Below are 13,341 nucleotides of genomic sequence, written 5' to 3'. Positions count from 1 at the left end.
AGATCAACCTGACCTCGAACGGCGACGGGCCGCTGCGCTGGATCCTCGGCGTCTATCAGTACGAGGAAGAGTACCGTCAGCGCATTCAGCTCGGGAACCCGAACCAGGCTTCGCTGGCCAGCCCCCTGACCCTGGCGGGCACGCTGGCCGCTCCGAACCCGCTGCGCAACTACGCCGACACCCAGGCCACGCTTAACTCCAAGGCCTACGCCGTGTTCGGCCAGGCCACCTACGAGATCAACGAGCAGTTCGCCGTCACCGCGGGCCTCCGCTACACGAAGGACAAGAAGGACGGCACCGAGTACCAGCGGCTGATCATCCAGTCGCCGGCGATCGCGGGCGGCGCCTTCGCGTTCGACGTCTCGACCGACCTCGACCCGGCCACCGCCGGCGTGCAGAACTTCCGCTCGCTGAAGAATAGCTGGGACGCCGTCACCGGCGTGCTGAACCTCGACTGGACGCCCGACGCCGACACGCTGGGCTACGCGAAGTACAGCCGCGGCTACAAGTCGGGCGGCTTCCTGCTCGGCACGCTGTCCACGCAGCCTGAGGCCAAGCAGGAGCAGGTGGACGCCTTCGAAATCGGCCTGAAGAAGACCATTGCGCGCAAATTCCAGATCAACGCGTCGGCCTTCTACAACGACTACAAGGACCTGCAGCTCAACCTGTCGCAACTGAACGCGGCCGGCACGGCGGCGGCGAACAACTTCGTCAACGTTGACGCCGAGGCCTACGGCCTGGAGTTGGAAGCCCTGTGGCGCCCGATCGCCAACCTCGACCTGTCGGCGAGCTATGGCTACCTGCACACCAAGATCACCAAGGGCTGCTGCTTCTACGACCCGGCGGACCCGGGCGCGCTGGACCCGAACGCCACCCCCTCGGGCGGCGTGGTCGTCTCGAACGGCACGCGCCTGGTGTTCCAGACTCTGAAGGGCTCGCGGATCTACCAGTCGCCGGAGAACAAGTTCGCCGGCAACGCGAACTACACCTTCGACTTCGCGCCGGGCTCGCTGATCCTGTCGGCCACCTACACCTGGACCGACGAGACCTTCTACCAGCCGTTCAAGAGCGCGGCGAACAAGGTGAAGGCGTACGACGTGACCGACTTCCGCGTGCTGTGGAACGACGCCGACAACCGCTACACCCTGATCGGCTACGTGAAGAACGCCTTCGACCAGAACGGCTTCACCTCGAACGGCTCGACGACGCCGACGGCGATCTTCGACAACCCGAACCCGGGCACGGCCACCAACATCATCCAGACCCGCACGGCGATCACGCGGGGCCTGATCCAGCCCCGCACCTACGGCGTGGAGCTGCAGTACCGCTTCTAGTTTACGGCGCGTTTCCTCCCATTTTGCGTGCCGACTTCGGGCGGCGGACCCTGTGTCCGCCGCCTTTTCTTTGGCCGTCTGCGGGTAAGTCCGGCTCGGCGGGCGGCTTTTTGCCGCGAGAAGCGCATTTCCGGGCCTCGCAATCATCGCGCTTAACCTCTGCGCAAGTGCTGGGCGCCCAGAATGAGTACCCAGACAGCACTCCCCCCGGCGGCTCATGTCCCTGCCAGAGTTCTTTTTCGACCGCGTCACGGCCGACATCCGGCAGCAGATGGATGGCGTGCTGGCGCTGACCGGCCAACTCGGCCGGCAACGGCTGACGCCGGACGGCGAGGCGTGCGTGGCGGGCGTGGCCGAGGCCGCCGAAGGCGTACGCCGCATGCTGGAAGCGGCCCTGGACCTAAAGAGCGTCAGCCTCGAGGGCCTCAGCGTCGACCTCGAACCGATCCGCCTGCGTGAACTGATGGACGAAGTGGAGGCGCGCTGGCAGCCGCGGGCGACCACGGCCGGCGTCACCCTGCTGGTTTCCTACGACGGCGACCCGGAAGCGGCCGCCCTGGCCGACCGCAAGCGCCTCCTGCAAATCTTCGACGGCTTCATCGGCGAGGCCGTGGCGGCCCAGGCGCGCGGCGCGGTCGAGGCTGGCCTGCACGTCCATGCGACCGGCGACGGGGTCCTGCTGGAAGGACGTGTGCGCGGCCCGCGGGATTCCGCGTGGGACGAAAGCGACACCGAGACCCGCGTGCGCGCTATCGAGGCCCGCCTCGGCCTGGAGGTTGCCCTGGGCGCGATGCTGGCTCGCCGCCTGCTGAAGAGCCTGGATGGCCAACTCCGCAAGGAAGCCAACGCCGGCGCGTCCGACACCGCCGCGTTCGAGCTGCGGCTCGCGCCGATCCCGGAAACGATCGAGGCGCCTACCGAGGAAGCCGGCCGCGCCGCCCACATCCTCGTGGTCGACGACAACGCCACCAACCGGATGGTCGCGCAGTCGCTGGTCGAGATGTTCGACTGCACCAGCGAGTCCGCCGAAGATGGGGAGGAAGCCGTCGAGGCCGCCCGCACCGGCCGGTTCGACCTGATCCTCATGGACATCAAGATGCCGCGCATGGACGGGATCGCCGCCACGCGCGCGATCCGCGCCATCCCCGGCCCGGTCGGCGCGACGCCGATCATCGCCCTGACCGCCAACGCCGACCCCGACGACGCCGAAGCCTATCTCGCGGCGGGGATGAACGGCGTGGTGGAAAAGCCCATGAAGCCTGAGCATCTGCTCACCGCGCTGCAGCAGGCGCTCGACCCCAACCACAGCGCCGCAGCAGCGTAACCCGCCCCTCAAGGGCGGCCGGCCGGCTCGACGCGCTACAAGCCGTCGACCCTGCCCGATCCCTCAGCGCTGGCCTTTCTTCGCGCCCGAAAGCCAGGCAAGAGCACGGTCGCTAACCCCCGGTTTCAACTGCAACTTTTTTGCGCGGATACGACCTATTGCGCCGCTCGCCGCAATCCCTTAGGTCGCGGGCTCCTGTTTTGGGGATTGTTTATGTCCGAGGCGAAGACCGGGGCGGCGCCGTCGCTGGACGCGGTGCGTCAGCGCATCGACGCGCTGGACACCGAGCTGCTGCGCCTGCTGGACGAGCGCGCCTCGCTGGCCCGCGTGGTGGCCGCGGCGAAGAAGGCGGCCGGCGACGGCGAGAAGTTCGCGCTGCGTCCCGGACGCGAAGCCGCCATCCTGCGCCGGCTGATCGCGAGCGAGCGGACGGCCGCCAATCCCAGCCTGGTGGTCCGCGTCTGGCGTGAGATGATCGGGGACAGCCTTTCGGTACAGGGCCCGTTCCACCTGAACGTCTGGGGCGGCAAGGATCCCGGGCGGGCCGTCGAACTGGCGCGCCAACGGTTCGGGGCCGCCCCGCCGCTGCGCCAGCACGCGAAGGCCGAGGACGCCATCGCGGCGGCCCGCACGCCGGGCGGCGTGGCGATCTGCGCGCTGACGCCCGACAGCGCGTGGTGGGGACGGCTGCTGGCCGAGCCGCAGCTCAAGGTGTTCGCCGCCCTGCCCTGCCTCGCGGCCTGGGGGCCCATGTCGGCCCTGGCCGTGGCCGCGGTGGACGTGGAGCCCACGGGCGACGACCGGACCTTCTGGGTGACCGACGCGCCGGGATCGGCCGCCGCGGTCGAGGAGGCCCTGGGCCACGACGGCGTGGCCGCCGACCTTGTCGCAGAGGCGGGCGGCCTGCGGATGTTCATGCTGGCCGGGTTCTACCAGCGCGACGATGAGCGCCTGGCCCGCGCCCCGGGGCGGCTCAGCGGCGTCATCGGGGCTGCGCCGGCGCCGCTCGACGTGTAAGAGGACGCCTCTTCGCGAGAGCGCCGAACACCATGCCCGACACCGCCGATTCCCAGTCCCGCGCCCGCGCGGCCAAGCCGCTGCCCAAGCCCGGGATCATGGACATCCATGCCTATGTGCCCGGCAAGGCGCAGGCCGACGGCGTGGCGAACCCGGTCAAGCTGTCGGCCAACGAGAACATCCTGGGCTCCAGCCCCAAGGCCATCGAGGCCTTCGCCGGCGCGGCGCATGAGCTGCAGATGTATCCGGACAGCCGGACGACCATCCTGCGCAACGCCATCGCCGAGCGGTTCCGCCTGGAGCCCGAGCGGCTGATCTTCGGCTGCGGCTCGGACGAGGTGTTCGCGCTGCTGAACCAGACCTTCCTGGAGCCGGGCGACAACATTGTGCAGGGCGAGTACGCCTTCGCCGCCTTCGCCATCGGCGCCCATGCCTGCCAGGCGCTGGTCAAAAACGCCCGGGAGCCGGGCTATCGGATCGACGTCGACGAGATCCTGAAGGTGGTCGACGAGCGCACGCGGCTGGTGTTCCTGGCCAACCCCGGCAACCCGACCGGCACTTGGATTCCGTTCTCTGAGGTGCTGCGCCTGCACGCGGAGCTGCCGCCAAGCGTCGTGCTAGTGCTGGACGGGGCCTATTCCGAGTTCGCCACCGACCCCGCCTTCCAGGACGGCCTCGACTTCGCGCGCGGGACCGACAACGTCGTGGTGACGCACACGTTCTCGAAGCTGCACGGCCTGGCCGCGCTGCGGGTGGGCTGGGGCTACGCGCCGGCCGAGATCGCGGCGGCGGTCGACCGCATCCGCCTGCCGTTCAACACCTCCATCGCGGGCCAGCGGGCGGCGGTGGCGGCCCTGGCAGACGAGGCGTTCCAGGCGCGATCGATCGCTCACGTCGAACAGTGGCGGTCGTGGCTCACCCAGCAACTCGGCGGTTTGGGTCTCGAGGTGGTGGGGCCATCGGCCACCAACTTCCTGCTCGTCGGCTTCCCGAAGACCGGCCGGACCGCCGCGGCGGCGGACGACTTCCTGAGCGCCCGGGGCCTGCTGACGCGGCGCGTGCTGAACTATGGCCTGCCCGACCACCTGCGCATCACCATCGGCCTGGAAGAACATAACCGGGCGATGATCGACGCGCTGGCCGAGTTCATGAAGGCCTGAGCATGGGAGCGCCGATCTATCCGAAGATGGCCGTGGTCGGCTGCGGCCTGATCGGCTCGTCCCTGGTCCGCGCGGCGCGGGAGGCCGGGGCCGCGGGGCACATCGCGATCGCCGAGACGTCCGAAGCCGCGCGCGAGCGGATCGCGGCGCTGAAGCTGGCCGACAGCCTGTTCGCCGATGCGGCCGAGGCCGTGGCCGACGCCGATCTGGTGATCTTCGCCGTACCGGTCATGTCGATGGAGGCCGCCGCGCGGGCGGCCGCGCCCGGCCTGAAGCCCGGCGCCACTGTCAGCGACGTAGGCTCGGTGAAGGGCCACGTGACCGACGCGCTGACCGCCACCCTTCCCGACGACGCATTCATCGTGCCGGGCCACCCGATCGCCGGCACGGAACAGTCGGGACCCGACGCCGGCTTTGCCGAGCTGTTCCAGAACCGCTGGACGATCCTGACGCCGCAGCCCCGCGAGGACGCCGCGTACCGCGAGGCGGTGCAGCGGCTGGCGGCCTTCTGGACCGCACTGGGCGCCAAGGTCGAGGAGATGGACGCGCGCCACCACGACCTGGTGCTGGCGATCACCAGTCACCTGCCGCACCTGATCGCCTACAACATCGTGGGCACGGTCGCCGACCTAGAGGGGGTCACCCAGTCCGAGGTGATGAAATACTCGGCCGGCGGCTTCCGCGACTTCACGCGCATCGCCGCGTCGGATCCGACCATGTGGCGCGACGTGTTCCTGACCAACAAGGACGCCGTGCTGGAGGTGTTGGGCCGCTTCACCGAGGACCTGCAGGCGTTGAGCCGCGCGATCCGCTGGGGTGAGGGCGACAAGCTGTTCGAGCTGTTCAGCCGGACGCGTGAGATCCGGCGGGGGATCGTCGCCATGGGCCAGGAGAGCGCCGAGCCGAATTTCGGACGCGACCGCGGCAAGCACTGAACGGCCACAATCGCGCAATATCCGAGCAACGTTCGGCGAGCCAACTCGCCGCTCCCAACCGGAGAGAGAACGACCTGATGCGCAAGACGATCTTCGCCGCGGCCGCGGCCACGGCCCTGCTGGCCGGTGCAGGCGCGGCCTACGCCCAGATGCCGGCCCCGGCTGACATCATCAAGAATTGGGACAAGAACGGCGACGGCTCGGTGGACAAGGCGGAATGGACCGCCGCGGGCCGTCCGGCCGAGCGCTTCGACGCCGTCGACGCCGACAAGAACGGCAAGATCACCGCCGCCGAGCTCGAAGCCGCAATGGCCGCGATGCGCGCGCGCGGAGGCTGAGCCGACCGGGGAAGGCCGGGTTGACCGGCCTTCCTTTTGGATCAATATTCACCCGTAGGGATGAATATGTTGGACGAAACGTTGCTGGCGCTTGCCGACCCGACACGGCGCGCGATCCTGAGCCGCCTGGCGCGGGGCGAAGCGCGAGTGACGGACGTGGCCAAGCCTTTCGCGATCTCTCTGAACTCGGTTTCCAAGCATATCCGCATGCTGGAGCGGGCAAGGCTGGTGCGGCGCCGGATCGAGGGTCGCGAACATTTCCTGGCGCTCGACCCCACGCCGCTGGACGAGGCCGCAGACTGGATCGCGGCGCAGAAGACGCTGTGGGCTTGGCGCCTTGGCGAACTGGAGAAGGCGCTGACCGATGGCTGAACTGACCGTCTTCCACCGCTACCCCTTCCCGGCGGAGAAGGTGTTCGACGCGTGGCTGGACCCAGCTATCGCCCGCCGCTTCCTGTTCGCCACGCCCGAGGGGGAGATGGTGCGCGCGGAGGTCGACGCCCGGGTGGGCGGTCGCTTCACCTTCGTCGACCGGCGGCCCGGCGTGGGCGAGGTGGCGCACGTGGGCGAGTACCTGGAGATCGACAGGCCACGCCGCCTCGTCTTCACCTTCGCCGTGCCGCAGTTCGACCCGAACGACACGACAGTCACCGTCACCATCGCCCCGGACGGGGACGGCTGCGTCGCGACTCTCACCCACGACGGAGTGCTCGAGGAGTGGGCCGAGCGGAGCACCGAGGGCTGGAGGATGATCCTGGCCGGCTTGGAGCGGGCGCTGGCTTAGGGCGCCTTGGACCCCTTGCCCCACCAGCCTGACTTGCCCAGCGAACAGGCGGCGACGGCGTCCAGGATTTCCGGATAGCCGCTCCCCGCAACGGGCGTCTCCACCAGCGCCTTGCGGTCCACCGTGATCTTCAGCCTGTTCGCGCGGCGCAGGATGGCCAGGGCGGTTTCGTCCAGCATGTCGGCCGATGTCATGTAGGCATCGTCGTCATTGTAGCTGGGCGCGAAATCGAAGGCATAGCCTCCGGCATCGACACGTCCCGCGCGTCCCTTCGGCAGGCGGCCGCTCACCGCGCCGAACGCAAGACCAACACCGCCGTTGGCGCCCAGAAACTGCATGAATACGCGCTTGTCGATCTGGGCCTGGGCCACACACACGCTGCCGTCGGCGACCGTGATGCTCCAGACTCCCTCTTTGTTGAGGATCGCGTCCGAGCCAGGGATCGCTGTGGCCGTGGCCTGAACGGCGCCTTCGCCCCACCACCCCTTCTCGCCCTTCGAGCAGGCCACGACAGCCTCTACGGCGTTCTCGACGCCCGTGGAGGCTACTTCGCCGCTGAACACGGACCGGCCCTCCAGCAAGACCTCGATGCCTTGGGCCAGCTTGAGCGCGGCGACCGCCCGCTCATCCAGCGTGCCGATCTGGAAGAAGAAGTCTCGCTTGGCGTTGAGCTCCAGCTCGAACGGAAAACGGCTCCCGTCGATAACCAACTCACCCTGCTTGCCCCGACGCATCGAGGACTTCGCGCCGACCGCGAACGAGACCGCGCCGGCGTCGCCCTGCAGAATGAAGACCCCGCCATCTGCCGAGGGCACGCTGGCCAAGCAGGCCCGGCTCGTGGGGTCGCCCCGACCGACCGTCCAGAAGCCTTCCTTGTTCAGCGCGGATTCCTCGGCGCGCGCGACGCCCATCGAAAGAAGCGATGAGACGATCAGGATCGCGGTGAGGTGTCGAAACAGTCGCATCCATCCTCCGAGCTGCACAGCTCGGCCTTAGCACAGAGGAAGTTGTGAGAACAATATAGGAACTTCAACGGCCGGCAGACGCATGCCGAAGGAGGGCCCCGCCATTTTCGCCCCGCTATCCCCTGGGCGTCGGCGTCAGGAAGCTCTCCACCTGCTCGATAGCCTCCACCAGGGTGACGCGCTGAAGCTCGACGCCAGCGGGCAAGCCACTGAACAGCCGCGTAGGCGCGGCGGCGTCCAGCATGACGAAGACGCCCTTGTCGTCGGCGCGGCGGATCAGGCGGCCGAAGGCCTGCGCGATGCGGGCCCGGGCGATGCCGTCGTCGTAGGTCTTATTGCCAAATCGGGCGCGGCGAGCTTTGTGCAGGATGTCGGGCCGCGGCCAAGGGATGCGGTCGAAGACCAATAGCCGCAGGGACCGGCCCGGCACGTCCACGCCGTCGCGGATGGCGTCGGTGCCCAGGAGGCAGGCGTCCTCCTCGGCGCGGAAGATGTCCACGAGGGCGCCCACCTCCAGCGGGTCGACGTGCTGGGCGTAGAGCGCCAGCCCCTTGTCGGCGAGGGGAGCGGCGATCCGCTCATGGACGGCTTTCAGCCGGCGGATTGCGGTGAAGAGGCCAAGGCCGCCGCCGCCCGCCGCCAGGAACAGCTCGCGCATGGCGGCGGCGACCTGGCGGGCGTCGTCCTTGCTGACGTCGGTGACCACCAGGGCCCGGGCGTGGGCGGCGTAGTCGAACGGGGAGTTCAGCTTCAGGGTCTTCGGCCGGTCAGGGAGACGGGCGGCGCCGGTGCGCATCTCCGCCAACGCGAACGGGTCCTCCAGCGTGGCATCAGCCAGGGTCGCCGAGGTGACCAGCACCCCGTGCGCCGGCTTGATCACCGCGTTGGTCAGAGGTTCGGACGGGTCCACCCAGTGGCGGCGAGAGGCGGCGTCCACCACCCGGCCGAACATGAACGTGGCGTCGAACCAGTCGACGAAGTCCGGGTCGTCCTCGGCGTCCTCGTCGATGGCGCGGAGCATCGAGCGCCAGGCCGGGAGCTGCATCCTCGCCCTACGGTCGAGTCCTCGCAAAGCGCCCTCCATGCGTGCGCGCTCGGAGCCGGAGAGCGCGTCGGCCTCCTGGTCCATCACGTCCTCCAGCGCGCGGGCGAGGGCCAGCAGGGGCGCCTCCAGCCGCGCCAGCGCCGCCGCCGCCTCGCGCGCCGTCTCGCGCACCAGGTCCAGCGCCGGCCGCGCCGCGCACTCCATCCCCACGTCCGAGGCCGCCGCCCGCGCGCGCAGCTGCTCCAGCATGGCGACGATGAAGTGCTCGATCGGCCCGATCGGGTTCACCTCCCCGTTCGGCGGCGCCACGCGCCCGCTCCACCCCTCGCCGGGCAGCGCGCTGGCCCCGCGGATCGCCTCGTCCAGCGCCGCCCGCGCCTCCTCCCGGTCGCCCAGCATGTCGAGCAGCCTGGCCTCAAGCCCGCGTCCGCGCCGTCCACGACCTTCGGGCCCGCGGATCCAGCGCCGCAGCTCTGCCGTCTCGGCTCCCGACAACGCCGCCGAGAACGCCGAGTCCGCCGCATCGAACAGGTGGTGCCCCTCGTCGAACACGATCCGCTTGAGCTGCGTCGTCTCGCCGTCGGCCTTGCTGCCCCGCGCCGCCCGCGCCCCGTCGAACGCCGCCTGGGTCATCACCAGGGCGTGGTTGGCGATGACGATGTCGGCCCGCCGCGCGCCGCGGATCGCCTTCTCGACGAAACAGGCGCGGTAGTGCTGGCAGCCGGCGTGCACGCACTCCCCCCGCCGGTCGACGAGGTTGGCCGCGCTGGCCTGCGCCGCCGGCGGCAGGGAAAACAGCGTCGGCAGCCAGGCCGGGAAGTCGCCGCCGGTCATGTCGCCGTCGCGGGTGGCCCGCGCCCAGCGCGCCGCCAGCGCCATGCCGACGAGGTCGCTCCCGCCCAGCTGCGCGGCGTTCGCCTGCTCCTGGAAGTTCAGCAGGCACAGGTAGTTCTCGCGTCCCTTGCGGACGACCACCCGTTTCCGCGCCGCTCCCCCCTTGGGGGAGCTGTCGTGAAGCGACTGAGGGGGTCCCCCACGGCCATTGGCGACCCCCTCCGTCGGCTTTGCCGACACCTCCCCCGAGGGGGGAGGAACGGCCCAGATGGCGCGGCTCTCGCGCTCGATCTGCCGCTGCAGCGCCCGCGTGTAGGTCGAGACCCACACCGCCGGCCCGTTCGCCTCGGCCCACAGCGAGGCCGGCGCCAGGTAGCCGAGGGTCTTGCCCACCCCGGTCCCCGCCTCGGCCAGCATCATGTTGGGCTCGCCCTCGCGCTCGCGCGGCTGGAAGACGTGGGCGGCCTCGGCGGCATAGTCCGCCTGGGCGGGCCGCGCCTCGTCGAGGCCGGCGGTCCGCAGCAGCGCCTGCAGCCGGCCGGCGGCGTCGGCGGCCGAGATCGGCTTGCTGCCCGGCTCGCCCGGCGGCGCCTCGGCCTCCCATTCGGGAATCCGCGTCCAGACGTCGAGGCCCGACGAGCGGAACTGGTTGCCGGCGGCCACCTGGCGCAGCGCGCCGATCACCGCCGAGCCCCACGGCCAGCCGGCCCGCGCCAGGGTCTCGGCCAGGGCCAGCGCCTCCTCGCGGGAGGGGGTGGGCGCCAGCGCGAGGTCGTCCAGCAGCGCGCGGACGGCGGCCTGCAGCGTGGCGGCCTGTGCGGCGGGGGTCTTGGGTTCGGGCAGGCCGAGCGCCAGGGCGAGCCCGGCCGCCGACGGGGCGCAGAACCGCGCCGGGCGGGCGAAGGCGAAGAGCTCGAGGGCGTCGAAGATGCGGGGGCTGCGGGGCGGCGCGTGCAGGCCCAGGCGCCGCGCCGTCATCCCCGCATGGGCGACCAGGACGGGGGCGGTCTCGAACAGGTCGCGGGCGTCGGGGGTGCGGATCGGCTGGGCGTCGCCCGAGGGGGTGCAGACCGCGCAGCGCGGGCCGGGGAGGACGACGAGGGCGGGCGCGAGCTGCAGCTGAGTCGGGGGGGCGGACACGCTGGGGAGGTTAGGCCGGGCGGGGGATGAACGGAAGGGGAACTGGGTGGTGGGGAGCTGCTTGTGGCGCATCGCTGCCCTTCAGTTGAAGTCGGGGCGTGGATTGTGCCCCACCGACCGGACGCCTCAAGGACGAGGGCTCGCGCCCTCGCCGCTGGCGCGGCGGGCCGGAGGCCCGTCCTTGACCCGCCCGAGCGGTGGGGCTTGTGGGCTGCCGTGGACTTAAGGATGGGAGGGCGCTAGCGCGCCTGCCGGTTCACGGCGATGTCGGCGGATGGTTCGGGCGATGGTCGCGATCAGGCCGTGGGGCCGTTGATGGCGGACGGCGGGGTCGGCGCCTCCAGCGGGGGCTCCGAGTTGGCGCCGCTCGCGGTGCGCCTGCCGCTCAGTCGCGGCGGGTGTGAGCCCAGCGGGTCAGGTAGTCGTGGAGCGCGTCGACGTCCTGGACGGGGAGCTGGCTGAAGCGCTTGCGGGCGGCTTCGGCCATCTCGCCGATGTCGTGGCCGGCGAGGCCCTGGCCTTTGGACATCAAGGCGCGGAAATCGTCCCGGGAGTAGGCGGCGACGGCGGCGAGGTCGGGCGGGTCGCCGGGCTGGGGCGGCGTGAAGCCGCGGAGGCTGGGCGCGTGGCATCCGGCGCAGTAGGTGCGCGCCAGGTATCGGCCGCGTTCGTTCGGCGGCGTGGTGGGCTGCGGCGGGTTGGCGAGATCTGTGGCGAGGGTCGCGGACTCGGGCGTCAGCGCGCCGGTGCGGACCAGCTCGTCGAACGCCGGGGTGGTCCTGATGCGCGGGTGGTCGGCGCCGGTGGGGGCCAGGGTGCGCAGGAACGCCAGCAAATCACGCAGGTCGGCGTCCGACAGCACGGCGTAGGGGGCGGCGTCCATGTACCAGAGGCGCGACCCGTCGGGGCGGGCGCCGGTCGTCAGCACCGTGCGGAACGCGGCGTCGGAATAGCGCGGCAAGGCGCGCGTGAGGTTGCTGGAATAGAGGATCGCGATCTGGTCGTTGTGGGAGACCTTGTGGCCGGTGAAGTCGGCACCGTGGCAGTCGGCGCAGCCCAAGGCCCGCGCCAGCTGGGCGCCCCGTTCGACTTGCGCCTCGCGGTGCGGGCCGCAGGCAGAGAGGCTGAGGGTGAGGCTCGCCAGGAGCAGCGCCAGCGGCGCGAGACGTGTGAACGAAGCCCTGCGCACGGTTCCCCTCGACGTCTCAGCGTCGCGGGCTTCGCCCGCGATCGCAAGAGGCGCTGACGAGCCCGGGAGGGCGTTAGCGCCCCGGGCGGGGCGGCTGGCCTCTTTGCGATGGCTCAGGTGCTTCGCTGAGCTGTCGCGCCCCCTCCACCACGCTGCGCGTGGTCCCCCTCCCCCGCTTCGCAGGGGAGGAGCGGGCGGCGATTTGTTCTGCTTTTGTTCTTGACGCGGGTGCGCAAGTGTGGGAAGGATTCTGTCGGGGTTCCGGTCTGCGCCTGAGGCGCGGCGGGGCCCTTTTTCATTCGAGGCAGGACGAGGAGGCGGACCCATGGAGACGGGGACGGCGGTGACGGCTGGGCAGGTGACGGGGGGACAGGTGAAATCCGGACAAGCGGCGGCTGGGACCGAGACGCGGCGGCGGCGGTTGGGGGGGCCGGCGGGGAGCGTGCGGTTCTCGGCTCGGGTGGCGCGGCGGCTGTGTGCGCGGGTGGAGGCGGGGGAGAGCCTGCGGGCGATCTGCGCGGATGCGGACATGCCGCACCGGTCGACCGTGCGGGCGTGGATGGACGCGCTGCCGGCGTTCGAGGCGGCGGTGTCGCGGGCGCGGCGGGCGGCGGGGTGGCACATGCTGGGCGGGCGCGCGCCCATGTGGTGCGAGAGCCTGGCGTCGGAGGTGTGCGCGCGGCTGGCGGCGGGGGAGCCGCTGTCGCGGATCTGCGACGACCCGGAGATGCCGTCGCTGTCGCTGGTGTACCGTTGGCGGGTGGAGCGGCCGGCGTTCGCGCGGGCCGTGGAGCTGGCGCGGCAGGTGCAGGCCGAGCGGTTCTTCGACCTGGGCTGGGAGATCGCGCTGGGCGTGACGCCGGCGGACGCGTTCGCGACGCACGTGAAGCTGACCCAGCTTCGCTGGACGGCGGCGGCGTTGGCGCCCACGCGGTTCGGCAAGTTCCGGCCGGTTGTGGCCGAGACAACGGCGCTGGATGAGGCCGAGGCGGCGGAGCGGGCCGAGGCCGAGGGGGACGACGATGAGCGGTCGCTGACGGTCTATATCCGCCACTTCAAGCGCGAGGAGCAGCCGGACGGGACGGTGAAGGTGGTGGCCTATCGCCAGCACTGCGTCACGGGCGAGCTGGTGCGCGACGATTCCGACGACGAATAGGGCTGTGCGCGGGGGGCGTGCGCGGGGGGCGGGGGGCTCAGGCCGGCGCCTGGGGGCGCGCGGGGGCGAGGCGCAGGACGGCCAGGGCGCGGTTAAGGGCCCGGGCCCCGGCGAGGGCTT

12 protein-coding genes are annotated in these 13,341 nt (G+C 71.0%); 9 read left to right on the top strand and 3 right to left on the bottom strand.

Features of this window, described 5'->3' with window-relative positions; translation table 11 throughout:
- The 8 genes from Q0L11_RS02400 to Q0L11_RS02365 all read left to right on the top strand — a co-directional run.
- Positions 1-1,334, top strand: a 1,334-nt coding sequence (locus tag Q0L11_RS02400; protein ID WP_296595251.1) for a TonB-dependent receptor, incomplete at its 5' end; no start/stop codon positions are given.
- A 217-nt stretch (positions 1,335-1,551) separates the two neighbouring features.
- On the top strand, positions 1,552-2,658 hold the full coding sequence (locus tag Q0L11_RS02395; RefSeq protein WP_296595250.1) for a response regulator: 1,107 nt from the start codon (positions 1,552-1,554) through the stop codon (positions 2,656-2,658).
- Between the two features lie 213 nt (positions 2,659-2,871).
- Positions 2,872-3,675, top strand: coding sequence for a chorismate mutase (locus Q0L11_RS02390; RefSeq protein ID WP_296595249.1), 804 nt, complete (start codon positions 2,872-2,874; stop codon positions 3,673-3,675).
- Between the two features lie 32 nt (positions 3,676-3,707).
- Entirely contained in the window at positions 3,708-4,835 is a 1,128-nt protein-coding gene (gene hisC, locus Q0L11_RS02385; protein ID WP_296595248.1) for a histidinol-phosphate transaminase, read from the top strand.
- 2 nt (positions 4,836-4,837) lie between these two features.
- Entirely contained in the window at positions 4,838-5,770 is a 933-nt protein-coding gene (locus Q0L11_RS02380; RefSeq protein ID WP_296595247.1) for a prephenate/arogenate dehydrogenase family protein, read from the top strand.
- 77 nt (positions 5,771-5,847) lie between these two features.
- A complete protein-coding gene (locus Q0L11_RS02375) occupies positions 5,848-6,108 on the top strand; it encodes an EF-hand domain-containing protein (RefSeq protein WP_296595246.1) in 261 nt (86 codons plus the stop codon).
- A 66-nt stretch (positions 6,109-6,174) separates the two neighbouring features.
- On the top strand, positions 6,175-6,480 hold the full coding sequence (locus tag Q0L11_RS02370; protein WP_296595245.1) for a helix-turn-helix transcriptional regulator: 306 nt from the start codon (positions 6,175-6,177) through the stop codon (positions 6,478-6,480).
- The gene (locus tag Q0L11_RS02365; RefSeq protein WP_296595244.1) at positions 6,473-6,892 is read left to right on the top strand and encodes an SRPBCC domain-containing protein; all 420 of its coding nucleotides are present in this window, start codon (positions 6,473-6,475) and stop codon (positions 6,890-6,892) included. The genes Q0L11_RS02370 and Q0L11_RS02365 overlap by 8 nt, the downstream gene beginning before the upstream one ends.
- On the opposite strand, the gene Q0L11_RS02360 is transcribed toward Q0L11_RS02365, so the two are convergent.
- From Q0L11_RS02360 to Q0L11_RS02350, 3 genes are all read right to left on the bottom strand, one after another.
- Positions 6,889-7,803, bottom strand: a complete 915-nt coding sequence (locus Q0L11_RS02360; RefSeq protein WP_296595243.1) for a hypothetical protein — start codon at positions 7,801-7,803, stop codon at positions 6,889-6,891. The genes Q0L11_RS02365 and Q0L11_RS02360 overlap by 4 nt on opposite strands.
- Before the next feature lie 169 nt (positions 7,804-7,972).
- Positions 7,973-10,876: an ATP-dependent DNA helicase gene (locus Q0L11_RS02355; RefSeq protein WP_296595252.1), complete on the bottom strand. Its 2,904-nt coding sequence runs from the start codon at positions 10,874-10,876 to the stop codon at positions 7,973-7,975.
- A 385-nt stretch (positions 10,877-11,261) separates the two neighbouring features.
- Positions 11,262-12,065: a c-type cytochrome gene (locus tag Q0L11_RS02350; protein ID WP_296595242.1), complete on the bottom strand. Its 804-nt coding sequence runs from the start codon at positions 12,063-12,065 to the stop codon at positions 11,262-11,264.
- Positions 12,066-12,390: 325 nt separating this feature from the next.
- Here Q0L11_RS02350 and Q0L11_RS02345 point away from each other — a divergent pair, with 325 nt between their 5' ends.
- Complete coding sequence (locus Q0L11_RS02345) at positions 12,391-13,221, top strand: hypothetical protein (protein WP_296595241.1); 831 nt, start codon at positions 12,391-12,393, stop codon at positions 13,219-13,221.
- Positions 13,222-13,341 lie beyond the last annotated feature (120 nt).

Origin of the sequence: Phenylobacterium sp. (assembly GCF_024508875.1) — a bacterium.
In the GTDB taxonomy this organism is placed as follows: Bacteria; Pseudomonadota; Alphaproteobacteria; order Caulobacterales; family Caulobacteraceae; genus Phenylobacterium.
Note: the sequence above shows the minus strand (reverse complement) of the source record. Positions and strands in the feature narration are given on the sequence as shown.

Excerpts from the sequence above, each read along its gene's own strand:
- Q0L11_RS02395 (WP_296595250.1), top strand. The coding sequence starts at position 1,552 with ATGTCCCTGCCAGAGTTCTTTTTCGACCGCGTCACGGCCGACATCCGG.
- Q0L11_RS02390 (WP_296595249.1), top strand. The coding sequence starts at position 2,872 with ATGTCCGAGGCGAAGACCGGGGCGGCGCCGTCGCTGGACGCGGTGCGT.
- hisC (WP_296595248.1), top strand. The coding sequence starts at position 3,708 with ATGCCCGACACCGCCGATTCCCAGTCCCGCGCCCGCGCGGCCAAGCCG.
- Q0L11_RS02380 (WP_296595247.1), top strand. The coding sequence starts at position 4,838 with ATGGGAGCGCCGATCTATCCGAAGATGGCCGTGGTCGGCTGCGGCCTG.
- Q0L11_RS02375 (WP_296595246.1), top strand. The coding sequence starts at position 5,848 with ATGCGCAAGACGATCTTCGCCGCGGCCGCGGCCACGGCCCTGCTGGCC.
- Q0L11_RS02370 (WP_296595245.1), top strand. The coding sequence starts at position 6,175 with ATGTTGGACGAAACGTTGCTGGCGCTTGCCGACCCGACACGGCGCGCG.
- Q0L11_RS02365 (WP_296595244.1), top strand. The coding sequence starts at position 6,473 with ATGGCTGAACTGACCGTCTTCCACCGCTACCCCTTCCCGGCGGAGAAG.
- Q0L11_RS02360 (WP_296595243.1), bottom strand. The coding sequence starts at position 7,803 with ATGGGCGTCGCGCGCGCCGAGGAATCCGCGCTGAACAAGGAAGGCTTC.
- Q0L11_RS02345 (WP_296595241.1), top strand. The coding sequence starts at position 12,391 with ATGGAGACGGGGACGGCGGTGACGGCTGGGCAGGTGACGGGGGGACAG.